Source organism: Pseudomonas sp. (genome assembly GCF_049590575.1).
GTDB lineage: Bacteria > Pseudomonadota > Gammaproteobacteria > Pseudomonadales > Pseudomonadaceae > Aquipseudomonas.
In genome coordinates this window covers 1-25,557 of the sequence record NZ_JBAWDE010000377.1, presented here as the reverse complement: position 1 = coordinate 25,557, position 25,557 = coordinate 1, and the positions used below count along the sequence as shown (strand labels likewise).

The 25,557-nt window shown below is 61.7% G+C and carries 26 protein-coding genes; 15 read left to right on the top strand and 11 right to left on the bottom strand.

All coding sequences use genetic code 11. The annotated features are described in order from the left end of the window. Positions 1-470 (bottom strand): DedA family protein (locus WBR57_RS26140; RefSeq protein ID WP_424087883.1); only part of this gene is annotated, 470 nt, incomplete at its 3' end. A gap of 174 nt (positions 471-644) precedes the next feature. Further along, the gene (locus WBR57_RS26135) at positions 645-1,328 is read right to left on the bottom strand and encodes a DNA-3-methyladenine glycosylase (protein ID WP_424087881.1); all 684 of its coding nucleotides are present in this window, start codon (positions 1,326-1,328) and stop codon (positions 645-647) included. Between the two features lie 174 nt (positions 1,329-1,502). Here WBR57_RS26135 and WBR57_RS26130 point away from each other — a divergent pair, with 174 nt between their 5' ends. The 13 genes from WBR57_RS26130 to WBR57_RS26070 all read left to right on the top strand — a co-directional run bounded on the left by WBR57_RS26130 (position 1,503) and on the right by WBR57_RS26070 (position 13,916). Then, positions 1,503-2,768 (top strand): glutamate-5-semialdehyde dehydrogenase, encoded by a 1,266-nt coding sequence (locus WBR57_RS26130; RefSeq protein WP_424087879.1) that lies wholly within the window; start codon positions 1,503-1,505, stop codon positions 2,766-2,768. Continuing rightward, positions 2,768-3,412, top strand: a complete 645-nt coding sequence (gene nadD, locus WBR57_RS26125) for a nicotinate-nucleotide adenylyltransferase (protein WP_159937394.1) — start codon at positions 2,768-2,770, stop codon at positions 3,410-3,412. The genes WBR57_RS26130 and nadD overlap by 1 nt, the downstream gene beginning before the upstream one ends. Positions 3,413-3,481: 69 nt before the next feature. Then, entirely contained in the window at positions 3,482-3,976 is a 495-nt protein-coding gene (rsfS, locus tag WBR57_RS26120) for a ribosome silencing factor (protein WP_003176298.1), read from the top strand. A gap of 9 nt (positions 3,977-3,985) precedes the next feature. Further along, a complete protein-coding gene (gene rlmH / locus WBR57_RS26115) occupies positions 3,986-4,453 on the top strand; it encodes a 23S rRNA (pseudouridine(1915)-N(3))-methyltransferase RlmH (protein ID WP_003176297.1) in 468 nt (155 codons plus the stop codon). A gap of 15 nt (positions 4,454-4,468) precedes the next feature. Beyond that, positions 4,469-6,367, top strand: coding sequence for a penicillin-binding protein 2 (mrdA, locus tag WBR57_RS26110; protein WP_424087875.1), 1,899 nt, complete (start codon positions 4,469-4,471; stop codon positions 6,365-6,367). 31 nt (positions 6,368-6,398) lie between these two features. Beyond that, the gene (gene rodA, locus WBR57_RS26105) at positions 6,399-7,502 is read left to right on the top strand and encodes a rod shape-determining protein RodA (RefSeq protein ID WP_424087886.1); all 1,104 of its coding nucleotides are present in this window, start codon (positions 6,399-6,401) and stop codon (positions 7,500-7,502) included. Positions 7,503-7,519: 17 nt separating this feature from the next. After that, entirely contained in the window at positions 7,520-8,530 is a 1,011-nt protein-coding gene (mltB, locus tag WBR57_RS26100; RefSeq protein ID WP_424087873.1) for a lytic murein transglycosylase B, read from the top strand. Further along, positions 8,530-9,531, top strand: a complete 1,002-nt coding sequence (locus WBR57_RS26095) for a septal ring lytic transglycosylase RlpA family protein (RefSeq protein ID WP_424087871.1) — start codon at positions 8,530-8,532, stop codon at positions 9,529-9,531. The genes mltB and WBR57_RS26095 overlap by 1 nt, the downstream gene beginning before the upstream one ends. A gap of 180 nt (positions 9,532-9,711) precedes the next feature. Further along, positions 9,712-10,869 (top strand): D-alanyl-D-alanine carboxypeptidase family protein, encoded by a 1,158-nt coding sequence (locus tag WBR57_RS26090; protein WP_010206786.1) that lies wholly within the window; start codon positions 9,712-9,714, stop codon positions 10,867-10,869. 84 nt (positions 10,870-10,953) lie between these two features. After that, entirely contained in the window at positions 10,954-11,235 is a 282-nt protein-coding gene (locus tag WBR57_RS26085; protein WP_017136054.1) for a DUF493 domain-containing protein, read from the top strand. Then, positions 11,235-11,882 (top strand): lipoyl(octanoyl) transferase LipB, encoded by a 648-nt coding sequence (gene lipB, locus WBR57_RS26080; protein ID WP_424087868.1) that lies wholly within the window; start codon positions 11,235-11,237, stop codon positions 11,880-11,882. The genes WBR57_RS26085 and lipB overlap by 1 nt, the downstream gene beginning before the upstream one ends. A 26-nt stretch (positions 11,883-11,908) precedes the next feature. After that, the gene (lipA, locus tag WBR57_RS26075) at positions 11,909-12,910 is read left to right on the top strand and encodes a lipoyl synthase (protein ID WP_057444888.1); all 1,002 of its coding nucleotides are present in this window, start codon (positions 11,909-11,911) and stop codon (positions 12,908-12,910) included. An 85-nt stretch (positions 12,911-12,995) separates the two neighbouring features. Next, entirely contained in the window at positions 12,996-13,916 is a 921-nt protein-coding gene (locus tag WBR57_RS26070) for a S66 peptidase family protein (protein WP_424087866.1), read from the top strand. 115 nt (positions 13,917-14,031) lie between these two features. On the opposite strand, the gene WBR57_RS26065 is transcribed toward WBR57_RS26070, so the two are convergent. From WBR57_RS26065 to leuS, 5 genes are all read right to left on the bottom strand, one after another. Next, a complete protein-coding gene (locus WBR57_RS26065; protein WP_424087864.1) occupies positions 14,032-15,357 on the bottom strand; it encodes a lytic murein transglycosylase in 1,326 nt (441 codons plus the stop codon). 61 nt (positions 15,358-15,418) lie between these two features. After that, on the bottom strand, positions 15,419-15,583 hold the full coding sequence (arfA, locus tag WBR57_RS26060; RefSeq protein WP_003176285.1) for an alternative ribosome rescue factor ArfA: 165 nt from the start codon (positions 15,581-15,583) through the stop codon (positions 15,419-15,421). A gap of 83 nt (positions 15,584-15,666) precedes the next feature. Beyond that, positions 15,667-16,704: a DNA polymerase III subunit delta gene (gene holA, locus WBR57_RS26055; RefSeq protein ID WP_424087861.1), complete on the bottom strand. Its 1,038-nt coding sequence runs from the start codon at positions 16,702-16,704 to the stop codon at positions 15,667-15,669. Positions 16,705-16,743: 39 nt separating this feature from the next. Then, positions 16,744-17,349 (bottom strand): LPS assembly lipoprotein LptE, encoded by a 606-nt coding sequence (lptE, locus tag WBR57_RS26050; protein WP_424087859.1) that lies wholly within the window; start codon positions 17,347-17,349, stop codon positions 16,744-16,746. A gap of 87 nt (positions 17,350-17,436) precedes the next feature. Continuing rightward, positions 17,437-20,043, bottom strand: a complete 2,607-nt coding sequence (gene leuS / locus WBR57_RS26045) for a leucine--tRNA ligase (RefSeq protein ID WP_424087857.1) — start codon at positions 20,041-20,043, stop codon at positions 17,437-17,439. Between the two features lie 262 nt (positions 20,044-20,305). On the opposite strand from leuS, the gene WBR57_RS26040 reads away from it, so the two are divergent. Further along, complete coding sequence (locus WBR57_RS26040; protein WP_424087855.1) at positions 20,306-20,623, top strand: hypothetical protein; 318 nt, start codon at positions 20,306-20,308, stop codon at positions 20,621-20,623. 111 nt (positions 20,624-20,734) lie between these two features. Then, entirely contained in the window at positions 20,735-21,496 is a 762-nt protein-coding gene (locus tag WBR57_RS26035; protein ID WP_424087853.1) for a YdcF family protein, read from the top strand. A gap of 64 nt (positions 21,497-21,560) precedes the next feature. Here the strand turns inward: WBR57_RS26035 and lnt are convergent, their stop codons facing one another. The 4 genes from lnt to WBR57_RS26015 are packed head-to-tail and all read right to left on the bottom strand — an operon-like array spanning position 21,561 to position 25,429. Then, the gene (gene lnt / locus WBR57_RS26030) at positions 21,561-23,084 is read right to left on the bottom strand and encodes an apolipoprotein N-acyltransferase (RefSeq protein ID WP_424087852.1); all 1,524 of its coding nucleotides are present in this window, start codon (positions 23,082-23,084) and stop codon (positions 21,561-21,563) included. A gap of 8 nt (positions 23,085-23,092) precedes the next feature. Then, a complete protein-coding gene (locus tag WBR57_RS26025; protein ID WP_005791724.1) occupies positions 23,093-23,932 on the bottom strand; it encodes an HlyC/CorC family transporter in 840 nt (279 codons plus the stop codon). Between the two features lie 41 nt (positions 23,933-23,973). Continuing rightward, positions 23,974-24,432, bottom strand: a complete 459-nt coding sequence (gene ybeY, locus WBR57_RS26020) for an rRNA maturation RNase YbeY (protein ID WP_424087850.1) — start codon at positions 24,430-24,432, stop codon at positions 23,974-23,976. Further along, positions 24,425-25,429: a PhoH family protein gene (locus WBR57_RS26015; protein ID WP_424087848.1), complete on the bottom strand. Its 1,005-nt coding sequence runs from the start codon at positions 25,427-25,429 to the stop codon at positions 24,425-24,427. Before WBR57_RS26015 ends, ybeY begins: the two co-directional genes overlap by 8 nt. Positions 25,430-25,557 lie beyond the last annotated feature (128 nt).

Sequence of the window (25,557 nt, the reverse complement as noted above, 5' to 3'; positions counted from 1 at the left end):
GCCACCGACCAGCCGGCTGCGGCCAACACGCTCACGGCGGCAAAGCGCGGGAAGGGCATGTCGCACATGCCCGCCACCATCGGCAGCATCGGGCGCAATGGCCCGATGAAACGTCCTACGAGCAGACTGGCGATGCCGTATTTATGGAAGTAGGTTTCTGCGCTGTTCATCCATTCCGGGTGATGCCGCAGGCCCGGAAGGCGCCGAATGTTTTGATGGAAATGTCGCCCCAGGTAGTAGGAAACCGCATCACCCAGCAGGCCGCCAAGAAAGCCCAGCAACAGCGTTTCACTCAGCGACAGCGCACCGCTGCCGGCCAGCGCCGCAATGGCAAACAGCAATACCGTGCCCGGCACGATCAGCCCGGCGATGGCCAGGCACTCCACGCAGGCGACGATAAACACCGCCACCGCCACCCATTGCGGGTTCAGGGTCAGCCAGCCGGTAATGCTATCGAGCCATTGGCCCATAAAACGTCACTCCGTGTATGTAATACGAATTCTGAGTCAGCGAAGATCAGCGGTGGGAGCGGGCTTGCTCGCGAAAGCGGTGTATCAGTGAACGAGCTTGTAGCTGACACACCGCCTTCGCGAGCAAGCTCACACACACATTGGATCTGCTGCGCTGCCAGTCTTAATGTTCAGTCAAATCAAAAAATAATCGCGGCCTTCGACCTGGCCTCGGCGCAGCGGGTTCCGCGTGCAATAAGGCGCATAGCCAGCATCGACGAAGCGGTACATCAGGTGTTCATCGCGACCGCTGGGGATGCCCAGGCGGGTGGTCTGGATGATCTGTGTCGGGCTTTGGCCTACGTCTTCTACGTAGAGCAATTCCTGGTCAAAACGTTTCGCGTCCCACACCGGCACTTTCAGGCCCAGGGCTTTGCACAGCAGGGTCTGGCCGGCGCAGAGTTTCTGCGACGGGCGCGGGCTGCCGTTGGGGTTTGGGTTGTTCAGCAGCATCTGCGCCAGGCTGGCCGGGCCGGACACTTCGTCGACCCACGGATAGGCGGATTTGATCAGCACGGCGTTGCCCGGGCCCTGGGCGCTGAAGTTCAACGAATCACCGCCGCGTGCGTAGTACATGTAGATGTGTCCGCCATCCAGAAACAAAGCCTTACGCTTTTCTGTGTAGCCGAGTGAGGCGTGGCTGCCTTTTTCGGCCACGTAATAGGCTTCGGTTTCAATAATTCGTGCCGAAAGCCAGAGATTTCCTACGCGATGGCGTATGACTTTTCCGAGCAATTCGCGCGCGAGCACTTGTGCATCACGGTCGAAGAAGCTGTCGGGCAGGGCGCTGGCGGGGAGTTGGTCTGATGAGCTTGGCATGGTGGTCAGGGTAAATACGGCTAAATGTGACGGAATAATAACAACTCCCACCTTAATTACGGCTGAACCCCAAGTTTTTGCAGTTCATTTCGACCATCCGCCCCTCACCGCTGTCAGTCGGGCGGCGTCACAGCTATAATCTGCCGCTTTCCTCTTTGCCAAGACTCCCTGACTATGACTGAGTCCGTTCTTGACTACATGACCCGCCTGGGTCGCGCTGCCCGGCAGGCCTCGCGGTTGATCGCCCGTGCGAGCACGGCGCAGAAGAACCGTGCCCTGCTGGCGGCGGCCGACGCTCTGGATGCCTCGCGCTCCGAGCTGACCGCCGCCAACGATCTGGACCTGGCCAACGGTCGCGCCAATGGCCTGGAGCCAGCCCTGCTGGACCGCCTGGCGCTGACCCCGGCACGTATCGACGACATGATCGAAGGCCTGCGTCAGGTGGCCAAGCTGCCTGACCCCATCGGTGAAATCCGCGACATGCGTTACCTGCCGTCCGGCATCCAGGTGGGGAAGATGCGCGTACCGCTGGGCGTGATCGGCATCATTTATGAGTCGCGTCCGAACGTGACCATCGACGCCGCGAGCCTGTGCCTCAAGTCGGGCAATGCCACGATTCTGCGTGGCGGTTCCGAGGCGATCAATTCCAACCGCGCGATTGCTGCCTGCATCCAGCAGGGCCTGGCTGTGGCCGAGTTGCCCGCCGAAGTGGTGCAAGTGGTCGAAACCACCGACCGCGCTGCCGTTGGCGCGCTGATCACCATGCCGGAATTCGTCGACGTGATCGTGCCGCGCGGCGGCAAGAGCCTGATCGAACGCGTCAGCCGCGATGCCAAGGTGCCAGTGATCAAGCACCTGGACGGCGTGTGCCACGTGTTCATCGACGTCGCCGCCGATATCGACAAGGCGATCCGCATTGCCGACAACGCCAAGACCCATCGCTACGCCCCGTGCAACACCATGGAAACCCTGCTGGTGCACGCAGGCATTGCCGATCGCGTACTGCCGCCGCTGGCTGCCATCTACCGTGACAAGGGCGTGGAGCTGCGCGGTTGCGAGCGCACCCGTGCGCTGCTCGGCGCGGACGTGCTCGAAGCGACTGAGCTGGACTGGTACACCGAATACACCGCGCCGATTCTGTCGATCAAGATTGTCGACGACCTGGACGAGGCCATCGAACACATCAACACCTACGGCTCCAAGCACACCGACGCCATTGTTTCCGAGCATTTCAGCGATGCCCGGCGCTTCCTCAACGAAGTGGATTCCGCTTCGGTGATGATCAACGCCTCGACGCGTTTTGCCGACGGCTTCGAGTATGGCCTGGGGGCGGAGATCGGTATCTCCACCGACAAGCTCCATGCACGCGGCCCGGTTGGCCTGGAAGGCCTGACCAGCGAGAAGTACGTGGTGTTCGGTGACGGTCATGTGCGCACTTGATGGCTAAACGCATCGGGCTGCTCGGTGGCACCTTCGACCCCGTGCATATCGGCCATTTGCGCAGTGCCCTGGAAGTCGCGGATGCCCTCGCGCTGGACGAGCTGCGCCTGACCCCGAATTTCCGGCCGCCGCACCGCGATACGCCGCAGGTGTCACCGCAGCAGCGCCTGGAAATGGTGCGCCTTGCCGTTGAAGGCATACCGCCGCTGGTGGTGGACGATCGCGAGCTCAAGCGCGATAAACCGTCCTACACTGTCGACACCCTGGAACTGATGCGCGCCGAGTTGGCCGCGGATGACCAGTTGTTTCTGCTTTTGGGCTGGGACGCATTTTGCGGCCTGCCCTCTTGGCATCGCTGGGAGGAACTCCTCCAGCATTGCCACATCCTGGTTTTGCAACGCCCGGATGCCGACAGCGAACCGCCGGATGCCTTGCGCAACCTGCTGGCCGCGCGGTCGGTAAGTGACCCCTTGGCCCTGACCGGGCCGAACGGGAATATTGCATTCGTCTGGCAGACCCCGCTTGCGGTGTCCGCCACCCAGATCCGTCAACTGCTGGCCAGCGGGAAGTCGGTACGTTTCCTGGTGCCTGACGCGGTCCTGGCCTACATCGATGCGCACGGGCTTTACCGTGCGTCGAACTGAAAAGGCGCGCTTGAACGTACGAACAGTCGTGCAGCGAGCGCCCGAACATATGAGCAAAACGAGTTTTTTATGACGAACAAAGACGTAAGCAAAGTTAAGCGCAAAGGTACTTTCAAAAGCGCCCCGCTGCCGGTTGAAGCCCACGTTGGCCCTGAGCTGGCTGGCGAAGAGCTGGTAAAAGTCGCGGTAGCTGCCCTGGAAGACGTGAAGGCTCAGGACATCCAGGTCCTGGACGTACGCGACAAGCAGAGCATCACCGACTTCATGATCATCGCCACCGGTACCTCCAACCGCCAGATTGGCGCGATGCTCGACAAGGTCCGCGAAGCCGTCAAAGCCCAGGGCGTGAAGCCACTGGGTGAAGAAGGCAAGGGCGACAGCGACTGGGTACTGCTGGACATGGACGACGTGATCGTTCACATGATGACCAGCAACGCCCGTCAGTTCTACGACCTGGAGCGTCTGTGGAAAGGCGCCGAGCAGAGCCGTGCGGCTGATGGCAAGCACCACAGCCCGGAAGTGGGCCACGCGCACTTCGACAAGCTCAACAAAGACCAGGAATAAGGAACGGCTGTGCGCCTGCGTCTGATTGCTGTCGGTTCACGCATGCCCAAGTGGGTGGAAGAAGGTTGGCACGAGTATGCCAAGCGTCTGCCCGCGGAGCTGTCGCTGGAACTGGTAGAAATACCGCTCAACACCCGGGGCAAGAATGCCGACGTGGCGCGCTTTATCCGTCAGGAAGGCGAAGCCATGCTGGCCAAGGTCGGCCCCAACGAGCGCATCGTCACCCTCGAAGTGCACGGCAAACCCTGGAGCACCGAGCAGTTGGCGGTGGAACTGGACCGCTGGCGCCTGGACTCGCGCACCGTCAACTTCATGGTCGGTGGCCCCGAGGGGCTGGCGCCGGAAGTCTGTGCGCGGGCGGACCAGCGCTGGTCGCTGTCGGCGCTGACGCTGCCGCACCCGTTGGTAAGGATTCTGATCGGTGAACAGCTGTATCGCGCCTGGACAGTTCTGTCCGGGCACCCTTACCACAAATAATCTGCGCCCCTCCCGATGACCCAGCCGATCCGCATCAAGGACCACGAGAAAGACGCACGTCTGGTACGCGCTCGCGTGGTATTTGGTGCGTTTCTGGTGGTGGGCTTGATCGGGGTATTGATTGCGCGCCTGTATTTCCTGCAGGTGATCCAGTACGACTATCACTCCACGCTGTCGGAAAACAACCGGGTGCATGTGCAGCCGATTCCGCCGACCCGTGGGCTGATTTTCGACCGCAATGGCGTGGTGATCGCGGATAACCGTCCCAGTTTCAGCCTGAGCATGACCCGCGAGCGTTCCGGCGACTGGCAGCAGATCCTCGATGTAATCGTCGAGGTGCTGCAGCTGACCCCGGAAGATCGGGTGATCTTCGAAAAGCGCATGAAGCAGGGGCGCCGGCCTTTCGAGCCGGTGCCGATCCTGTTTGAACTGACCGAAGAGCAGATCGCCCGCATCGCGGTGAACCAGTTCCGCCTGCCGGGTGTGGAAGTGGTGGCGCAGTTGGTGCGGCATTACCCGCAAGGGCCGCATTTTGCGCACTCGGTCGGCTACATGGGGCGGATCAACGAGAAAGAGCTGAAAAGCCTCGATCCGGTGAATTACAGCGGCACGCACCATATCGGCAAAACCGGGATCGAACGTTTCTACGAGCCCGAGCTGCACGGCCAGGTGGGTTACGAAGAGGTCGAGACCAACGCCCGCGGCCGCGTGCTGCGGGTGCTCAAGCGCACCGATCCGGTACCGGGCAAGGACATCGTGCTGAGCCTGGACATCAAGCTGCAGGAAGCGGCCGAGATGGCCCTGGGTGGACGGCGCGGTGCCGTGGTGGCGCTGGACCCGAAAACCGGCGAAGTGCTGGCGATGGTCAGTCAGCCGAGCTTCGACCCCAACCTGTTTGTGACCGGCATCAGCTTTAAGGCTTACGCCGAGTTGCGTGACTCGATCGACCGGCCACTGTTCAACCGTGTGCTGCGCGGCCTGTACCCGCCCGGTTCGACCATCAAGCCGGCGGTTGCGATTGCCGGCCTGGATTCGGGCGTGGTCACGGCCTCCAGCCGCGTGTTCGACCCGGGCTACTACATGCTGCCCAACTACGATCACAAATACCGGAACTGGAACCGCACCGGTGACGGCTATGTCGATTTGGACACCGCGATCATGCGCTCCAACGACACCTATTTTTACGACCTGGCCCACAAGCTCGGTATCGACCGCTTGTCCGCTTACATGGGCAAGTTCGGCCTGGGTCAGAAAGTCTCCCTGGACATGTTCGAAGAATCCCCCGGCCTGATGCCGTCGCGGGAGTGGAAGCGCGCGACCCGCCGCCAGGCATGGTTCCCGGGCGAAACTCTGATTCTCGGGATCGGCCAGGGCTATATGCAGGCCACGCCACTCCAGTTGGCCCAGGCCACGGCGCTGGTGGCCAACAAGGGCATCTGGAACCGCCCGCACCTGGCCAAGACCATCGAGGGCGAGAAACCGGTGGATGAAAACCCGATCGCGGACATTGTGCTGCGCGATTCATCCGACTGGACCAAGGTCAACCACGGCATGCAGCAGGTGATGCACGGCGCGCGCGGCACGGCGCGCAAGGCGGCGCTTGGCGCGCAATACCGGATTGCCGGCAAGAGTGGTACCGCGCAGGTCGTCGCGATCAAGCAGGGCGAGAAATACGACCGCTCCAAGGTTCAGGAGCGGCACCGTGACCACGCCTTGTTTGTCGGTTTTGCGCCGGCCGACGACCCGAAAATCGTGGTGGCGGTGATGGTCGAAAACGGCGAGTCCGGCTCCGGTGTCGCAGCGCCTGTGGTGCGCCAAGTGATGGACGCCTGGCTGTTGGCCGACGACGGCAGGCTCAAGCCCGAATATGGCGGCCCCCCCTTAAGCACCGAGGTTACGGCCAGTGAAGAGTAATTTTGACCGCATCCTCTCCAGTGAGGATGTGATGCGTCGCCGCGCGACGTTGTTACAGCGCATGCACATTGATGGCCCGTTGCTGATCCTGTTGCTGACCCTCGCGGCCGGCAGCCTGTTCGTGCTGTATTCGGCCAGCGGCAAAAACTGGGACTTGCTGATCAAGCAGGCGTCCTCGTTTGGCCTGGGCCTGTTGTCGATGGTGGTCATCGCCCAGCTGGAACCACGCTTCATGGCGCGCTGGGTGCCCCTGGGTTATGTCGCCGGGGTGTTGCTGCTGGTGGTGGTGGATGTGATGGGCCACAACGCCATGGGCGCGACCCGCTGGATCAACATTCCGGGGGTGATTCGCTTCCAGCCGTCGGAATTCATGAAGATCCTGATGCCGGCGACCATCGCCTGGTATATGTCCAAGCGCACCTTGCCGCCGCAGCTCAAGCACGTGGGCATCAGCCTGATATTGATTGGCGTGCCGTTCATCCTGATTGTGCGTCAGCCGGACCTCGGCACTTCGCTGCTGATCCTCGCCGGCGGTGCCTTCGTGCTGTTCATGGGCGGGCTGCGCTGGCGCTGGATCCTCAGCGTGCTGGCCGCCGCCATCCCCGTGGCCGTGGCCATGTGGTTCTTCTTTATGCACGACTACCAGAAGCAGCGGATCCTGACCTTCCTCGACCCGGAAAGTGACCCGTTGGGCACCGGCTGGAACATCATCCAGTCCAAGGCCGCCATCGGTTCCGGTGGAGTATTTGGTAAGGGCTGGTTACTGGGTACCCAGTCGCACCTGGACTTTTTGCCCGAGAGCCATACCGACTTCATTATTGCGGTGATGGGCGAAGAGTTCGGCCTGGTGGGCATTTGCGCGCTGTTGCTGATTTATTTGCTGCTGATTGGCCGCGGCCTGGTGATCACTGCGCAGGCGCAGACGCTGTTCGGCAAATTGCTCGCCGGCAGCTTGACCATGACTTTTTTTGTTTACGTTTTCGTCAACATCGGTATGGTCAGTGGCCTGTTGCCGGTGGTTGGGGTGCCGTTGCCGTTCATTAGCTACGGCGGAACTTCGCTGGTGACATTGCTGTCAGCGTTTGGGGTTTTGATGTCGATTCATACGCATCGCAAATGGATCGCACAAGTTTGAATAAGGTGAAGATGTCAATGCAAGTAATGCGCGGCTGGGCGACTCGGCACGCGTCCTGGATGGGCCTGATTGGGCTGCTGGGCGCAACGCAAGAGGCGCAGGCCGGTGACTACGATGGCTCACCCCAGGTCGCCGAATTTGTCGGTGAAATGACCCGCGACTACGGTTTTGCCGGTGAACAGCTGATGGGCGTGTTCCGCGAAGCCCAGAAAAAGCAGGCGATCCTCGACGCGATCTCGCGTCCCGCCGAGCGCGTGAAGCAGTGGAAGGAATACCGCCCGATGTTCCTCACCGACGCCCGCGTGGCGCGCGGCGTGGACTTCTGGCGCCAGCACGAAGCCGTGTTGGCCCGCGCCGAGCAGGAATACGGCGTGCCGGCCCAGGTGATCGTCGCGATCATCGGCATTGAAACCTTCTACGGGCGTAATACCGGCAGCTACCGGGTGATCGACGCCTTGTCGACCCTGGGCTTCGACTACCCGCCGCGTGCCGACTTCTTCCGCAAGGAGCTGCGCGAATTCCTGCTGCTGGCCCGCGAAGAGCAGGTCGACCCGCTGACCCTCAAGGGTTCCTACGCCGGTGCGATGGGCTTGCCGCAGTTTATGCCGAGCAGCTTCCGCGCCTATGCGGTGGACTTCGACGGCGACGGCCACATCAATATCTGGAGCAACCCCGACGACGCCATCGGCAGCGTCGCCAGCTACTTCAAGCGCCATGGCTGGGTCGCCGGCGAGCCGGTGGTGATCCGCGCCGACGTCAGTGGGGAGCGCGCCGACGAAGGCCTGACCCAGGGCATCGAGCCGGCCAAGACGGTCGGGGAGTTGCGGGCGCTGGGCTGGTCGAGTCAGAATGCGCCACGCGATGATATGCCGGTGACGGCGTTCCGCCTGGAAGGCGAAAATGGCCCTGAATACTGGATGGGCCTGAAGAATTTCTACGCAATCACGCGTTATAACCGCAGTGTGATGTACGCCATGGCCGTGCATCAGCTGTCAGACATGCTGGTCCAAGCACGGGGCAACAAGTAATGCGGGCATCGCCGTTCAATAAACCGCTCAAGCTGGTGGCGTTCGCCGCGTTGTCCTTGTTGGTCGTCAGTTGTTCCTCTACCACCAGTCGCGCCCCGGCGCAGAAGGGCGGTGGCATCGTCCGCGCACAGCCGGGCCTGGACATCAACCGCGCGCACAAAGATGGCGCGCCGTGGTGGGATGTCGACGTATCGAAGATCCCGGATGCCACGCCAACCCTGCACACCGGGCCGTACAAGGCCAACCCGTACACCGTGCTGGGCAAGAGCTACTTCCCGCTGCAGGACTCCAAGACCTATGTGCAGTCGGGCACGGCGTCGTGGTATGGGACCAAATTCCACGGCCAGAACACCGCCAACGGCGAAGTGTATGACCTGTATGGCATGAGCGCGGCCCACAAGACCTTGCCGCTGCCCAGCTATGTACGCGTGACCAACCTGGACAACAACCGTACCGTGATCCTGCGGGTCAACGACCGTGGCCCGTTCTATTCGGACCGGATCATCGACTTGTCCTACGCCGCCGCGAAGAAACTCGGCTATGCCGAAACCGGCACCGCGCGGGTCAAGGTCGAAGGTATCGACCCGGCGCAATATTGGGCCCAGCGCGGCAAGCCGGCGCCATTGATGCTCAACGAGCCGCAGACGCCACAGCCGCAAATCACCGCGTCGGCCGGCAAGGTCGAGCAGTGGACGCCGCCCCCTGCACAACACGCGCCGGACACCGTGGCCGTGCCGCAGGCAGCACCGGGCAGTTCGATGGCGGGCGGGCAGTACCTGCAGGTGGGCGCTTTCGCCAACCCGGATGCGGCAGAACTGTTAAGGTCCAAGCTCAGCAGCATGGTCAGCGCGCCGGTCTTTATCAGCTCGATCGTGCGTAACCAGCAGACGTTGCATCGCGTACGCATGGGCCCGATCGGCTCGCCGAGCGAAGTCGCGCAAGTGCAGAACAGCGTGCGCATGGCCAACCTGGGGCAACCCAGTGTGGTCACGGCCGAATAATAAAGTATTGAAGGTTCATGCCCGTGCGCGGGCTTGAACCCTGGTTGTTGGCTCGTTGAACAATAAAAACCCAGGGGCAAGGGGTGAGCGGGCAACCGAACACGTGACAGTCTGGTAGCGGGCTGTCTGAATAAGTTTTGCCCGCGAGGGCAAGTTTCCATAAGCAATTTCGAGAGACGGATGAACATCACCACCTTAGCCAAACGCACGTGCCTGCTTCTTTCGCTGATCATCACCCCGGCCGCCTGGGCCGTTGAAATGGTGCCGGCTTCCCCGCAACTGGCCGCCAAGTCCTGGGTCCTCATGGATGCCGCCAGTGGCAACGTGCTGGTCGAGAGCAACGGTGACCAGCGCCTGCCACCGGCCAGCCTGACCAAGCTGATGACCGCCTACATCGCGACCCTGGAAATCCGTCGCGGCCAGATCGGCGAGAACGACCCGGTCACCGTCAGCGAAAACGCCTGGCGTACCGGCGGTTCGCGGATGTTCATCAAGGTGGGTTCGCAGGTCACTGTGAGCGACCTGCTGCATGGCATCATCATCCAGTCCGGTAACGACGCCAGCGTCGCCCTGGCCGAGCACATCGCCGGCAGCGAAGACGCGTTCGCCGACATGATGAACAAAACCGTGGCCGACCTGGGCATGACCAACAGCCACTTCATGAACCCGACCGGTCTGCCGAACCCTGAGCACTACTCGTCGGCTCACGACATGGCGATCCTGGCCCGCGCGATTATCCGCGTTGACCCGGTGCACTACGCGATCTACTCCCAGAAGGAGTTCTTCTGGAACAACATCAAGCAGCCTAACCGCAACCTGTTGCTGTGGCGCGACAAGACCGTCGATGGCCTGAAGACCGGTCACACCGACGAAGCCGGCTACTGCATGGTGTCGTCCGCCGTACGTGATGGGCAGCGCTTGATCGCCGTGGTTTTCGGCACCAACAGCGAGCAGGCCCGTGCGGCCGAGACGCAAAAACTGCTGACCTACGGTTTCCGCTTCTTTGAAACCCAGACCTTCTACCAGAAGGGTGCTGAGCTGGCGACCGCGCCGGTCTGGAAAGGCGCTACCTCGCAAGTCAAGGCTGGCCTGGCTGACGACCTGACCCTGACCATGCCTAAAGGCCAGCTGAAAAAGCTCGCCGCCAGCATGACCATGAACCCGCAATTGGTTGCACCTATCGCCAAGGGTGACGTGATCGGTAAAGTCGAAGTCAAGCTGGACGACAAGGTGGTGCACAGCGCCGACCTGATCGCGCTGGACGCTGTCGACGAAGGTGGTATCTTCCGCCGCGTGTGGGATAGCATCCGTCTATTCTTCTACAGCTTGTTCAACTGATAGTGTGCACCTGCAAAGCCCCGTGTTGATCCGACACGGGGCTTTGCCGTCGCCGCGGCTTACCGCTTACGAGGCTGTTCTGCCATGACCGATAAAGAAGTAGAAGTAAAGGCGCCAAAGATCGAATTCCCAAACGTGGACTATCCCGTCAAGGTGATCAGCGATACCGGTGTTGGCAACAAGGACAAGATTCTCGAGATCGTGCGTAAACACGCGACGATCAATGACAACCGGGTGGATGAGCGTTTGAGCTCCAACGGTAAGTACACCACGATCCAGTTGCACATCGTTGCGACCGGTCAAGACCAGCTCTACGATATCAACAGTGAACTGCGGGCCACCGGCTTCGTGCACATGGTGTTGTGATGTCACAGGTCCTGGGCTTCCGCGAGCTCGGCCAGATGGCCTATGAGCCCGTCTGGCATGCCATGCAGCGCTTCACCAACGAGCGCGGCACCTCGGCCCCGGATGAAATCTGGCTGGTGGAACACCCGCCTGTCTTCACCCAGGGCCAGGCCGGCAAGGCTGAACATCTGTTGCTGCCGGGGGATATTCCGGTGGTGCAGGTCGACCGAGGTGGCCAAGTGACTTACCATGGGCCCGGCCAGCTGGTGGCTTATCTGCTGCTGGACGTACGCAAGCTTGGCTTTGGCGTACGCGACCTGGTGAGCCGCATGGAGGCTTGCCTGATCGAGCTGTTGGCCAGTTACGGCGTGACCGCCGCGGCCAAGCCCGATGCACCCGGTGTGTATGTGGACGGCGCGAAAATCGCGTCCCTTGGTTTACGCATTCGCCACGGTTGTTCCTTTCATGGCCTGGCCCTGAATGTGGACATGGACCTGGCGCCGTTCCGACGGATCAACCCGTGCGGTTACGCAGGGCTGGCGATGACCCAACTGAGCCACCACGCCACACCGATTAAATTTGCCGAGGTAAGTGCCCGGCTGCGTGCGCAGCTCGTCAAACACCTCGACTATGCTGAGCAGACGACCCTCACGGGCGGAATCGACTGATTATGACTACTGATGCAGTGCAAACCATGATCCCGACGCTGGACATCACCGAGCGTCCGGCCCCGGCCCCGCGTGCCAAGGTGGAAGCCGGCGTCAAGCTGCGTGGCGCCGAGAAGGTTGCACGCATCCCGGTCAAGATCATCCCGACCACCGAACTGCCGAAAAAGCCCGACTGGATTCGCGTGCGCATTCCGGTTTCGCCGGAAGTCGACCGTATCAAGGCCCTGCTGCGCAAACACAAGCTGCACAGTGTGTGCGAAGAAGCCTCCTGCCCGAACCTGGGCGAATGTTTCTCCGGCGGCACCGCCACCTTCATGATCATGGGTGACATCTGCACCCGTCGTTGCCCGTTCTGTGACGTTGGCCACGGCCGGCCGAAGCCACTGGACGTCAACGAGCCGGAAAGCCTGGCCATCGCCATCGCCGACCTGAAACTCAAATACGTGGTCATCACCTCGGTTGACCGCGATGACCTGCGTGACGGCGGTGCCCAGCACTTTGCTGATTGCATCCGTGAGATTCGCAAGCTGTCGCCGAACGTGATGCTCGAAACCCTGGTGCCGGACTACCGTGGCCGTATGGACGTGGCGCTGGAAATCACCGCCGCCGAGCCGCCGGATGTGTTCAACCACAACCTGGAAACCGTGCCTCGCCTGTACAAGGCCGCGCGTCCGGGTTCGGACTACCAGTGGTCGCTGACCCTGCTGCAGAAATTCAAGCAGATGATGCCGCACATCCCGACCAAGTCCGGCCTGATGCTGGGTCTGGGCGAGACCGACGAAGAAGTGATCGAGGTCATGAAGCGCATGCGCGAACACGACATCGACATGCTGACCCTGGGCCAGTACCTGCAGCCGTCGCGCAGCCACTTGCCGGTGCAGCGCTTCGTGCACCCGGACACCTTCGCCTGGTTCGCCGAGGAAGGCTACAAGATGGGCTTCAAGAACGTCGCTTCGGGCCCGTTGGTACGTTCCTCGTACCACGCCGACGAACAGGCCAAGCTGGTCAAGGCAAGCCTGGTTTCCTAAGATCTGTGCAACACTGCAGATCCAATGTGGGAGGGGGCTTGCCCCCTCCCACATTTCGTTGTGCGTTAATCAGGGAGAATTGTGCATGAGCGTCGCCGTACCTGCTTTGCGAGCCGAGGGCACCATCGGCCTGATCGCCCCCGCCGGCCCTGCTGCACTGGACGTGGAAAAAGCCGGGCAATGGATGCGCGCGCGTGGCTACGAGCTGCGGATTTTCGGCGGTGTGTACGAGCGCGACGGTTACCTGGCCGGCAGTGACAAGGTACGCCTGCATGATCTGCACGCCGCCTTTGCCGACCCTGAAATCGATGCGATCTTCTGCCTGCGCGGCGGCTACGGTACGCCACGCCTGCTCGACCAGCTGGACTTCGACCTGTTGCGCGCCAACCCCAAGCCATTCGTGGGTTACAGCGACATCACCGCTCTACACCTGGCAATCAGCCGTCATGCCGGTTTCGTGACCTTTCACGGGCCGATGCTGAACGCCGACCTGTTGGGCGGCAAACAGCAACCCACCGAGTCATCGCTGTTCAGCATGCTGCGCGGCCAAATGGGGGGCGGCAGCGTGTTGGCGCACCCGGTCGCCTACCCGTTGACCACGATCGAGCCTGGTATTGCCTGTGGGCGCTTGCTGGGTGGCAACTTGTCGATGATCGCGGCGGTGATGGGCACTGACTACGAAATCGATGCCGACGGCATCATCCTGTTTATCGAAGACGTCAACGAGCCGATCTACCGCATCGACCGCCTGCTGACGCATCTGCGCCTGGCGGGCAAGCTTGCGCAGATTGCCGGTGTGCTGGTGGGGGACGTGGCGGGTGTCGACCGTGTTGCGCTGGAGCGCCTGCTGAAGCAGACCTTCGAACCGTTTGCCATTCCGGTGTTGTCCGGTTGGCGCAGCGGGCATTGCGACCCGAACCTCACGCTGCCGATGGGCGCATTGGTGCGGCTGGATGCGGGGGAGCAGCGGTTGGTGCTGGAGCAGGATGTGGTGTTCAAAGCCTGAAATTGTCGTCGTCTGTCACGGCGCCATCGGGGGCAAGCCCCCTCCCACAGTTTGGAATGCGTGCCAAGTGTGGGAGGGGGCTTGCCCCCGATAGCAATAGCCGCCAAAAGCACATCTAGCGGTTCTGCAGCGATTCCAACAGCTTCACCGTCGGATACCCATCCGCCGGCCAGCCCAGCGCTTGCTGCGCCGCACGAATCGCCTTGCGCGTATTGGCGCCGATGATCCCGTCCGGGTTGCCCGCGTCATAGCCATTGGCGCTCAGCGCCGTCTGCAAATCAATGCGCTGGGAGCGACTCAGCGGCAGCTCGTCCTTTGGCCAATCGCCACGAATCACGCCGCCTCCGGCGAACCGCTCCGACAGCAGGCCCACCGCCAATGCATAGGACGACGAGTTGTTGTACTTGAGGATCGCGCGGAAGTTGTCCAGCACCAGGAACGCCGGGCCACGGTAGCCGGCCGGCAGTAGCAGGGCGGCGGACAGTTGGTCGACGTTCGGCGGCATGCTCGCGCCCGGCGGCAACTGGATACCCAGCTTCAGCCATTCGGCAACGCTCTTGCGGGTGCCACCATCCGCCAGGGCGTAATCGAAGTTCGCCGGCAATTGCTTCACTTCGAAACCCCACGGCTGGCCTTTCTGCCAGCCGGAGCTTTGCAGGTAGTGCGCGGTGGAGGCGAGGGCGTCAGCCGGGCTGTTCCAGATATCGCGGCGACCGTCGCCATCGAAGTCCACGGCGTGGGTGTTGTAGGTGGTCGGGATGAACTGGGTCTGGCCCATCGCCCCGGCCCAGGAGCCTTTCATCTGGTCGGCGGCGATATCGCCATGCTGGATGATCTGCAACGCCGCCAGCAGTTGCGCCTGGGCAAAGGCCGGGCGACGACCTTCATAGGCCAGGGTCGCCAGGGAGCGGATCACCGAGTTGTTGCCCTGGAACTGGCCGAAGTTGCTCTCCATGCCCCACACCGAGACCAGCGCCTGGCGGTCGACGCCATAACGTTGCTCGATGCTTTGCAGGATGTCGGCGTACTTGATCAGCAACGCCTGGCCATTGCGCACGCGCACCGGCGACAGCGCGCCGTCGAGGTACTCCCACACCGGCCGGGAGAACTCCGGCTGGCTGCGGTCGGCGCGGATCACGGCCATGTCGGGGGTGATATTCGCGAACGCATTGTCGAACACTGCCGCGGTGATGCCGGCCTGCAGGGCTTGCGCGCGGAAGGCAGCCTGCCATTCGGCAAAAGTCTGGGTCGGTTGGATGTCGAGGTTGTCCACGGCCAGCGGGGCCACGACAGCGGGCGCTGCCACCGGGGCGGTCTGGAGCGTCGGCAGGGGTTGCGCGTCGGCGGCGGTGGGTTTTTCCGCGCAGGCGACTAGCAGAATGAGGCTGGAGGCAGCGATCAATTGGCGAAGGTGCCAACGACGGGAAAGACTAGAGGGCATGCACAGGTCCAGGGATTACAAATCAGGTGCAGACCTTATCATGCCAGAGGGGCGCTTGCCTTCAGGCAGCCAGAAAGTAAGAAGCCTCCCAGCTATTAGACTGGAAGGCTTCGCGGCGGTAGCTGCCTTTGCCCTTGCCGGCGCGTTCCTGGCGGCTGCGGAACAGTGGCTGGGCGATGATGGATTTGGCCTTGTTGGGGCCATGCTTGGATGGCTTTTTGCTCATGATCTGTACTCTCGTGGGGTGGGGGCAACGGCGCAAATAATCTGCCGAAGTTGCACCGCTGTAAAGCCCGTCGAGAGGTAGGATTATTCCGCAGGCAAGCTCAAGCGCTGACCGGACATCAGAAGTGACAAACGACTCAGGCTCATCCACGGCGAACCGGCTGCCTGGCCCTTGATTTGCGCGTCAATGCGTTGTGCTTCCAGCAAAAGCTGCGCCCAGCGTTGCGCCGAGTGCCGTTGCAGGGCTTTGCTCATCAGCGGTTTGCGCTTGTCCCACACCGGGGGCCTGGCCTGGCTGAAACATTTATCCAGCGGGATGCCCTGGCTGTATTGCAAGGCGATATTCGCCAACACCCGCAGCTCCCGGGCCAGGGCCCAGAGAATCACCGGCGGCTCAACGCCTTCGCCGCGCAGACCTTCGAGCATGCGCAAGGCGTGCGCCGGTTCGCCGTTGAGGATCGCATCCACCAGCCCGAACACGTCAAAGCGTGCACTGTCGGCCACTGCGCCCTGCACGGTCTCGACGGTAATCTGCCCGTCTTCGGCCATCAGCTTGAGCTTTTCGATTTCCTGGGCGGCGGCAAGCAAGTTGCCTTCGACCCTGGCGGCGATCAGCTCCACCGCATCCTGGGTAGCCGCCAGCCCGGCCTGGGACAGGCGCTGGCGAATCCACTGCGGCAGCTGGTTGCTGTCCACCGGCCAGATCTGGATGAACTGAGTTTGCGCCCCTTCCACCAGGGCCTTGCCCCATTTGGTTTTCTGCGCACTGCCGTCGAGCTTGGGCAGGCTGATCAGCAATACCGTGTCTTCAGCCGGGCGCGAGCAGTATTCCATCAAGGCGGCCGCGCCTTTGTCGCCGGGCTTGCCCGAAGGCAGGCGCAGTTCCAGCAGGCGTTTTTCGGCAAACAGCGACATGCTCGCACCGGCTTGCAGCAGCGTGCCCCAGTCGAAACTGGCGTCGGCGCTGAATACCTGGCGTTCATCGAAGCCTTGCTGGCGTGCAGCGCTGCGGATGGCATCGGCGGCTTCCTGGCACAGCAGCGGGTCATCACCGCTGACAATGTAGATAGGCGCGAGGCCACCTTGCAGGTGTTTGGCGAGTTGGGCGGGGGCGAGTTTCATAGGCAGGGCGAACGGGGCGCCTGAGGCGCCCCGTATGGCTTACTCGACAGGTACTTCAACAGGCGATTGTTTCGGCGTGTTGTCTTCGTACTCTTTTGCCGCTTTCAGTGCGTCGGCATCGGCCTTGGCCTTGTCGTCAGCCCGTTGCTGCAAGGTCGCAAGTTGTTCCGGCGTCAGCATCTGCAGGCGCAGAACCATGCGCTGCACCAGCTCGCGACGCATTTCCTTTTGTACCTGGATGATTTCGGAGTCAGACCCCACCAGGTTGTTGCCGTCGTGGCTGACGATTTTCTGTACCTGAATGGTGTCGCTCATCAGTGGCAGGTGATCGCGGCCCTGGATTTCAAAGGAAAGCGTGTTGCTTACCTCGATATCGGAGGCACGGCCGGCGCTGGCGTAGCTCAGGTTACGCTGGGATTGTTTTTCGTCGGCCAGGAACAGCTTGTAGGTGGCGCCGGTATAAACGTGAACGCCGCTGTTTTCCAGGACCTGGCGCAGCTGGGTCACGGTTTCGCTGTAGGCGTCGCGGGCGCTGACGTCCAGCTCTTTGATCGCCATGTCATAGGTGCCGGTGCCGCGCAGCTGGAAGCCGCAAGCGCTCAACAGCACGGCAAGGCCCATAACCAGCAGATTGCGTTTGATCATTTTGTTGCTCCCCTTGAAACCATGTGGGCCTTATCGAGGCCCTGAAGGCTTTGTTCGGCGCAGGGCTCAACCCTGCGCCCGATCCGATTAGCTAGCGACGATATTGACCAGTTTGCCAGGCACCACGATCACTTTGCGGATCGTCAGGCCTTCGGTAAAGCGCAGCACGTTTTCGTTGACGCGTGCGGCCGCTTCCACGTCTTCGCGGCTTGCGGTGGCAGGCATGTCGATCTGGCCACGCAGTTTACCGTTAACCTGGATCACCAGTTGCAGCGTGTCCTGAACCAGGGCGCCGTCATCCTGTACCGGCCAGCGCGCATCGATTACCGCGTCGCTGTGGCCCAGGCGGCTCCACAGTTCGTGGCTGATGTGCGGCGTGATCGGGGCCAGCAGTAAGGTGACTGTTTCCAGGCCCTCGTGTACCAGCGCGCGATCCTGTTCGGTGGCTTGCGGTGCTTTTTCGAGCACGTTCATCAGCGTCATCACCTGGGCGATGGCGGTGTTGAATTTGTGGTTCTGGCCCACGTCCTGGCTGGCTTGCTTGATGGCCAGGTGGGTGCTGCGGCGAATGATTTTCTGCTCGTCGCTCAAGGCTGCCACGTCGAGTTTGCCCGGCAGGCCCTGGCTGACATGCGCGTGCGCCAGGCGCCAGACGCGCTTGAGGAAGCGGTGCGAACCTTCGACGCCGGAGTCGGACCATTCGGCGCTCATGTCGGGCGGCGAGGCGAACATCATGAACAGGCGGCAGGTGTCGGCGCCGAACTGGTCGATCATCGACTGAGGGTCGACGCCGTTGTTCTTCGACTTGGCCATCTTCTCGGTGCCGCCGATTTCCACCGGCAGGCCGTCGGATTTCAGCTTGGCGCTGATCACCTTGGCTTTGCTGTCGCGCTCGAGCTCGACGTCCGCCGGGTTGAACCAGGTGTAGGCGCCATTGGCTTCGCGACGATAATAAGTGTCGGCGATCACCATGCCTTGGGTCAGCAGGTTCTTGAACGGCTCATCGGAGCTCACCAGGCCTTCGTCGCGCATCAGCTTGTGGAAGAAACGCGCGTAGAGCAGGTGAAGAATCGCGTGTTCGATGCCACCGATGTACTGATCCACCGGCAACCAGTGGTCGGCTGCGGATTTTTCCACCAGGCCGCCTTCATAGTGCGGCGAGGCGTAGCGGGCGTAGTACCACGAGGACTCGACGAAGGTGTCCATGGTGTCGGTTTCACGCTTGGCAGGCTGGCCGCATTTCGGGCAGCTGCATTCGTAGAACTCGGGCATGCGCGCCAGCGGCGAGCCGGCGCCGTCCGGCACCACGTCTTCCGGCAGCACGACCGGCAGTTGGTCTTCCGGTACGGGCACGTCGCCACAGCTTGTGCAGTGGATGATCGGGATTGGGCAGCCCCAATAGCGCTGGCGGCTGATCCCCCAATCGCGCAGGCGGAACTGGGTGCGCGAGGCGCCGAGGTTTTTCTTGATCAGGGCAACTTCGATGGCGTCAAAGGCGCCGGCGAAGTCCAGGCCGTCGAATTCGCCGGAGTTGATCAGTTCGCCGTGCTCGCCGTAGGCGTCCTGCCACGGGGCAGGGTTGGTGTCACCCGAGCTGGTGCGCACCACGGACTTGATCGGCAAGTTGTATTTTGTGGCGAATTCGAAATCACGCTCGTCGTGCGCCGGCACAGCCATGACTGCGCCATCGCCGTAGTGCATCAGCACGTAATTGGCGACCCATACCGGCAGCTTTTCACCGGTCAGTGGATGTTCGACGAACAGGCCGGTCGGCAGGCCTTTTTTCTCCTGGGTGGCGACGTCGGCTTCGGCCACGCTGCCGCCTTTGCATTCGGCGATGAACGCCTGCAGCTCAGGGTTGTTCTGTGCGGCCTGGGTGGCCAGCGGGTGTTCGGCGGCCACGGCAACGTAAGTTGCGCCCATCAGGGTATCCGGGCGGGTCGTGAAGACCTTGAGTGCGCCCGCTTCGCCGATCGAGTCGACGTTGTACGGGAACTGCACTTCCATGCCCTTGGACTTGCCGATCCAGTTGCGCTGCATGGTCTTGACCTGTTCAGGCCAGCCCGGCAGGTCGTCGAGGCTCGACAAAAGCTCATCCGCGTAGGCGGTGATCTTGAAGTAGTACATCGGGATTTCGCGTTTTTCGATCAGCGCGCCGGAACGCCAGCCGCGACCGTCGATCACCTGTTCGTTGGCCAGGACGGTCTGGTCGACCGGGTCCCAGTTCACGGTGCCGCTCTTTTTGTAGATCACGCCTTTTTCGAACAGGCGAGTGAACAGCCATTGTTCCCAGCGGTAGTAGTCCGGCTTGCAGGTGGTCACTTCGCGGGACCAGTCCACCGCCAGGCCCAGGCTGCGCAGCTGGGTCTTCATGTAGGCGATGTTTTCGTAGGTCCACTTGGCGGGTGCCACGTTGTTTTTCATCGCGGCGTTTTCCGCCGGCATGCCGAAGGCGTCCCAACCCATGGGTTGCAGGACGTTTTTGCCTTGCATGCGCTGGTAGCGGGAAATCACGTCGCCGATGGTGTAGTTACGCACGTGCCCCATGTGTAGCTTGCCGCTGGGGTAAGGGAACATCGACAGGCAATAGAAAGTCTCCTTGCCCGGCTGTTCACTGACTTCAAAGGACTTTTGCTCGTCCCAGAACGACTGGGCGGCATTTTCTATTTCACGGGGCTGATATTGTTCGTGCATGGCTACTTTTGAACTGAATAGGGGTGGCCTAATCCTCTTCGGTGCAACGTTCAGGTTGATCGACACCAAAAAGCGGCGCGTCCGTGCCCAAACCCTGCGGGAAGTGGAGTTACAGGAAGCGCCGTAGCATACATGACCCCACTCTATCGAGGGAAACCCTGATTGCGCGGGCGAGGCCGTCTGTCGCGGCACCAGGCAGGTGCAGCCATGGGGACTACGCTGTTTATTGGGGAATGAGTCATATCTTCAATGAGGTGAGGGGATGCTTGAATCGCAGCGAATCGCAACGAAACCGGATATCTACGAGGGACTGATCGACCGATTGGGTCGTGCATTGGATGCAGCGAGAACAGCGGGCCGATTGCGTGATGAACGGCCTGTCGAGTTGGAACTGCGCGGTCTGAGCCGCGCGGAGCTGGAACTGATCAAGGCTTACCTGGAACGCAATGGGCGCACTGCGCCTCCTTGGGTGGCAACCCCGCCAGCCAAAGAGCCTGCGCATACAGCCAAGGTGGTGTGGCTCAAGGATTTGTCGGCTGGTCGTGGCCCGGAAAAACTCCGGTCTGCCCGCTACAAGTAGTTCATTCCCCCCTGAACTGCACCGTCGCTCTATGTCACGTAAAAGTTAACCGCAAAGATTGTTGCTAAACCCCGTTACACCTTAGGCTTCGGGCATCTATGGAGATGCCCGATGCCTATTCGTTATTTCATCAAACAACTGCTCCTGCCGCCCGGCATTCTTTTGCTGTTGCTGGCGCTTGCCTGGTGGTTTCGTCGCAGCCGCCCACGCTTGGCGGGTGGCTGCTTTGCCCTGGGGCTGGGCGGCATGTGGCTGATCAGCCTGCCGGTGATGGTGGAGTGGGGCGCGCGGGCCCTTGAAACCGAACCGCCGTTGGCCCGTGAAGACTGGTCGACCCTGGCCCAGCGCGCCGACGCGATTGTGGTGCTGGGCTCGGGGCGCGAGCGTGGAGACCCGGCGTGGGGCGCTGATCAGCCAACCGGTATCGGCCTGGAGCGCCAGCGCTATGCTGCGCGATTGGCCAAGGCTTCCGGGCTGCCGGTGTTGACCACCGGCGGGTTGCATTACGGCACGCCGCCCAGCGAGGCGCAATTGATGGCTGTGTCGATGCAGGATGATTTCGGTGTGGCCGTGCGCTGGAAGGAAGAGCGCAGCCGTACGACGTGGGAAAACGCGCAGATGAGTGCCGAGATCTTGTTGCCTGAAGGCATCAAGCGCGTGGTGGTCGTAACCCAGGCCTGGCACATGCCGCGTTCGGTGTGGAGCTTCGAGAAGGCCGGCTTCACCGTGGTGCCGGCGCCGGTGGGGTTTCTGGGCGTGGACAACGCCCGGCCGCTGGGCGGCTGGATGCCGGAGTTCAAGTCGGTGTGGCAGAGCGGGCAGTTGATCAATGAAGCGGTGGGGCAGGTGGGGTATCGGCTGTTCTATCAATGACACTACAGTTCAAAAATGTGGGAGGGGACTTGCCCCCTCCCACATTTGTTTCAGTGTTTGGCTGTTAAACGGTTTTGGCCATCCGGCCAGCCAGCAACGCCCAGCCGAAGAGAACCAGACACACAATAATCAACGGCCACGAACGCCATTGCAGGTAAGGCGTCAGGTTATGCATCGGCACCACTTCACCGTACAGAATCCCGCGCTCGAACTGCGGGATCTGCACGGTAATCTGCCCGTATGGATTGATCAGCCCCGTCACCCCGTTGTTGGTCGCGCGAATCATCCAGCGACCCGCCTCCAGCGCACGCATCTGCGCCATTTGCAGGTGCTGCAAGGGGCCGATGGAGCGACCAAACCAGGTGTCGTTGCTGATGGTCAGCAGCAAGTCACTCTGGGCCGACAGGCCGGCAGCGAATTCCGGGTACACCACTTCATAGCAAATGAATGGCGCAATCTGATAGCCCTTGGCCTGCAGCATCGCCTGGTCGGCGGGGCCACGGGCGAAGTCCGACATCGGCAGGTCAAAGAACGCAATCAGCCCGCGCAGCATGTCCTGCAGCGGCACGTATTCGCCAAACGGCACCAGTTTCTGCTTGAGGTAGGTGCCGTCGCCTTCGCCGACCACCGTGATGCCGTTGAAAAAGCGCTTCTGGTGATGCACTTCCTGGCGGATCGGTACGCCGGTGATTAACGCAGTGTGCCGGTCGGCGGCAAACTTGCCCATCATCCCAAGGTAGCCCTCGACGGACTCCTTGAGCACCGGCACCGCGGTTTCCGGCCATACCAGCAGGTCGACCGGCTTGGAGCTGAAGCTCATGTCGCGGTACAGCGCGAGCTGCGCATTGAGCTGCTCGGGGTCCCACTTCATGCTTTGTTCGACGTTGCCCTGGATCGCGGCCACGCTCAGTGGCGCGCCGGAAGGCGTGGTCCAGGCGTGATGCTTGAGCGCCAGGCCGATTGCCCACGGCGCCACCAGCAGCGCCAGGCCGGCACCGATAAAGGCATTGCGCCGAGTGGCCAGCAGGCGCGGCACGTTGCACAGCAGGGCGGCGGTCAGCGCCAGGGCAAACGAAATCAGCCACATGCCGCCCACGGGCGCCAGGCCAGTGAGTGGGCCGTCGAGTTGGCTGTAACCGGAGTACAACCACGGGAAACCAGTAAGGAACCAGCCACGGAAGGCTTCCTGGCCGACCCACAGCGCGGCAAACGTCAGCGCGTCCGCCAGCGGTGCTTCGTTGCGGCGTAACCAGCGCGCCCACAGCCAGGCGGGCAGGGCGAAGAACCAGGCAATCGCGGCGGTAAACAGCAGCATCAAGAAACCCGCCAGCAGCACCGAAGCGCCGCCGAAGTGGTGGATGCTGTAGTAGATCCAGCTGGTACCGGCGCCAAACAGGCCGAAACCGAAACACCAGCCACGGCCCAAGGCCTGGCGCGGGCTCAGGTCCCGCAGGCCGATATAGAACAATCCGACGGCCAGTAGCGCAAACGGCCACAGATCGAAGGGCGCCAGCGCCAGGGTGGTGATGGCGCCGGCCACCACGGCCAGCAGATTACCGGGCCAGCCGGGAGCGGTGAGACGGCGCATGTCAGTCCTTAACGGGCAATAGGTGTCAGGCGAATCAGGTGAATACGGCGGCTATCGGCATTCAGGATGCGGAAGCGATAGGCGCCGATCTCGGTAGTTTCGTTACGCTTGGGCAGGTGGCCAAACGCACTCATCACCAGGCCGCCGACGGTGTCGAACTCATCGTCGGAGAATTCGCTGTCGAAGAACTCGTTGAAGTTCTCGATCGGCGTCAGCGCCTTGACCAGGAAATCACCGCTGGGCAGCGGCTTGATGTAGCTGTCTTCTTCGACGTCGTGCTCGTCTTCGATGTCGCCGACGATCTGTTCCAGCACGTCTTCGATGGTCACCAGGCCGGCCACGCCGCCGTACTCGTCAATGACGATGGCCATGTGATTGTGGTTGGCGCGAAACTCGCGCAGCAACACATTCAGGCGCTTGGATTCAGGCACGAACGTGGCAGGACGCAGCAGGTCCTTGATGTTGAAGCTGTCGCCGTTTTCCTTGAGGATCAGCGGCAGCAGGTCCTTGGCCAGCAGGACGCCCATGACGTCGTCATGGCTTTCACCGATCACCGGGTAGCGCGAGTGCGCCGAGTCGATCACGGCCGGGAGGAATTCCCGTGGGGTCTGGGTCGCCTTGATGCTGATCATCTGCGAGCGCGGGACCATGATGTCCCGAACCTGCAGGTCAGCCACCTGGATGGCGCCTTCGACGATGGCCAGCGCTTCGCTGTCCAGCAACTTGTTCTGGTGGGCCTCGCGCAGCAGCTCCAGCAGCTCCTGGCGGTTTTTCGGCTCGTGGGCAAAAGCCTGGGTCAGTTTACCCAGCCATGACTTTTGCCCGTTGCTCGATCGGTCTTCGCTCATAGCGATTACTCTGAATCCTTTGTTGTTACAGTTGAGTGTTTTTAAGCTTCGTCGTCCGCATACGGGTCTGGATGACCCAATTCAGCAAGCAACGTTTGTTCCAGTGTTTCCATTTCCTCGGCTTCGTCATCGTCTATATGGTCGTAACCCAAGAGATGCAAGCAGCCGTGGATGACTAGATGGGCCCAGTGGGCCTCAAGTTCCTTGCCTTGCTCCTTCGCCTCACGCTCGACCACCTCGACGCAGATCACCAGGTCACCCAGCAAAGGGATATCCAGCAACTCGTCGGGTACGTCGGCGGGAAAGGACAGCACATTGGTCGCGTAGTCCTTTTGGCGCCAGGTGTGGTTCAGTTCGCGGCCTTCGGGCTCGTCCACCAGGCGAATGGTCAGTTCCGAGTCGGCGCTGCGCTGGCGCAGGGCCAGTGCGCACCATGCGTGGAATTGGGCTTCGCTGGGGGCGGGCGCTTCGGTGGCCAGTTGCAGGTCAAGCTCAAGCATCGCGGCGCACGTCCTTGGCCGGTGCGTCGTCTTTATGCTCGAAACGCTCGTAGGCTTCAACGATGCGCTGCACCAGCGGGTGGCGAACCACGTCCTTGGGCATGAAGTGCGTAAAGCTGATGCCCGGCACGTCCTTGAGCACCTCGATCACCTGCGCCAGGCCGGACTTGGTGCCTTTTGGCAGGTCGACCTGGGTCACGTCGCCGGTGATCACGGCGGTGGAGCCGAAACCGATGCGGGTCAGGAACATTTTCATCTGCTCGACGGTGGTGTTCTGGCTTTCGTCGAGGATGATGAAGCTGTTATTTAGCGTGCGGCCACGCATATAGGCGAGCGGGGCGATCTCGATCACTTGGCGCTCGATCAGCTTGGCCACGTATTCAAAGCCGAGCATTTCGTACAGCGCGTCGTAGAGCGGGCGCAGGTACGGGTCGATTTTCTGCGCCAGGTCGCCGGGCAGGAAGCCGAGCTTTTCGCCCGCCTCGACTGCCGGGCGTACCAGCAGGATGCGACGCACTTGCTCGCGTTCCAGGGCGTCGACCGCACAGGCCACCGCCAGGTAGGTCTTGCCCGTGCCGGCCGGGCCGATGCCGAAGTTGATGTCGTTGCCGAGGATTTCCTTGACGTACTTCTGCTGATTCAAGCCGCGTGGGCGAATCATGCCTTTTTTGGTACGCAGGGCCACGCTGGCTTCGGCTACCGGGTTATTCGCCAGGTCTTCCACGGCCGATTCCTGCAGGTACAGGTGCACCGTTTCCGGCGACAGCTCACTGCCCTTGGTTTCGCGGTAGAGGCGGCGCAGCAGGTTTTCTGCAGACGTGGTGTGTTGAGGTTCACCAATAAGCTCGAATTGATTGCCGCGGTTGCGGATCTCGATGCTCAGGCGTTGTTCGATCAGGCGCAGGTGCTCGTCGAACTGTCCGCACAGGTTGGCGAAGCGGCGAGCCTCAAATGGCTCGAGGAGGAAACGATGGGGTTCTACTATGGGTGCGTTCAAGGTTGCTTTTAGCCGCCCTTTGGCTGTTTAAGTGAAATAGAGGATAACGCCAGCTGCCGGTGTGCGAAAGCACTTAAGTCAACGGAATGCTGCGCGGTTCTCATGTGGGAGGGGGCTTGCCCCCGATG

Bases quoted from the DNA above. Each gene is read 5' to 3' on its own strand.
- WBR57_RS26135 (WP_424087881.1), bottom strand. From the start codon at position 1,328: ATGCCAAGCTCATCAGACCAACTCCCCGCCAGCGCCCTGCCCGACAGC.
- WBR57_RS26130 (WP_424087879.1), top strand. From the start codon at position 1,503: ATGACTGAGTCCGTTCTTGACTACATGACCCGCCTGGGTCGCGCTGCC.
- nadD (WP_159937394.1), top strand. From the start codon at position 2,768: ATGGCTAAACGCATCGGGCTGCTCGGTGGCACCTTCGACCCCGTGCAT.
- rsfS (WP_003176298.1), top strand. From the start codon at position 3,482: ATGACGAACAAAGACGTAAGCAAAGTTAAGCGCAAAGGTACTTTCAAA.
- mrdA (WP_424087875.1), top strand. From the start codon at position 4,469: ATGACCCAGCCGATCCGCATCAAGGACCACGAGAAAGACGCACGTCTG.
- rodA (WP_424087886.1), top strand. From the start codon at position 6,399: ATGCGTCGCCGCGCGACGTTGTTACAGCGCATGCACATTGATGGCCCG.
- mltB (WP_424087873.1), top strand. From the start codon at position 7,520: ATGCAAGTAATGCGCGGCTGGGCGACTCGGCACGCGTCCTGGATGGGC.
- WBR57_RS26095 (WP_424087871.1), top strand. From the start codon at position 8,530: ATGCGGGCATCGCCGTTCAATAAACCGCTCAAGCTGGTGGCGTTCGCC.
- WBR57_RS26090 (WP_010206786.1), top strand. From the start codon at position 9,712: ATGAACATCACCACCTTAGCCAAACGCACGTGCCTGCTTCTTTCGCTG.
- WBR57_RS26085 (WP_017136054.1), top strand. From the start codon at position 10,954: ATGACCGATAAAGAAGTAGAAGTAAAGGCGCCAAAGATCGAATTCCCA.
- lipB (WP_424087868.1), top strand. From the start codon at position 11,235: ATGTCACAGGTCCTGGGCTTCCGCGAGCTCGGCCAGATGGCCTATGAG.
- lipA (WP_057444888.1), top strand. From the start codon at position 11,909: ATGATCCCGACGCTGGACATCACCGAGCGTCCGGCCCCGGCCCCGCGT.
- WBR57_RS26070 (WP_424087866.1), top strand. From the start codon at position 12,996: ATGAGCGTCGCCGTACCTGCTTTGCGAGCCGAGGGCACCATCGGCCTG.
- WBR57_RS26065 (WP_424087864.1), bottom strand. From the start codon at position 15,357: ATGCCCTCTAGTCTTTCCCGTCGTTGGCACCTTCGCCAATTGATCGCT.
- arfA (WP_003176285.1), bottom strand. From the start codon at position 15,583: ATGAGCAAAAAGCCATCCAAGCATGGCCCCAACAAGGCCAAATCCATC.
- holA (WP_424087861.1), bottom strand. From the start codon at position 16,704: ATGAAACTCGCCCCCGCCCAACTCGCCAAACACCTGCAAGGTGGCCTC.
- lptE (WP_424087859.1), bottom strand. From the start codon at position 17,349: ATGATCAAACGCAATCTGCTGGTTATGGGCCTTGCCGTGCTGTTGAGC.
- leuS (WP_424087857.1), bottom strand. From the start codon at position 20,043: ATGCACGAACAATATCAGCCCCGTGAAATAGAAAATGCCGCCCAGTCG.
- WBR57_RS26040 (WP_424087855.1), top strand. From the start codon at position 20,306: ATGCTTGAATCGCAGCGAATCGCAACGAAACCGGATATCTACGAGGGA.
- WBR57_RS26035 (WP_424087853.1), top strand. From the start codon at position 20,735: ATGCCTATTCGTTATTTCATCAAACAACTGCTCCTGCCGCCCGGCATT.
- lnt (WP_424087852.1), bottom strand. From the start codon at position 23,084: ATGCGCCGTCTCACCGCTCCCGGCTGGCCCGGTAATCTGCTGGCCGTG.
- WBR57_RS26025 (WP_005791724.1), bottom strand. From the start codon at position 23,932: ATGAGCGAAGACCGATCGAGCAACGGGCAAAAGTCATGGCTGGGTAAA.
- ybeY (WP_424087850.1), bottom strand. From the start codon at position 24,432: ATGCTTGAGCTTGACCTGCAACTGGCCACCGAAGCGCCCGCCCCCAGC.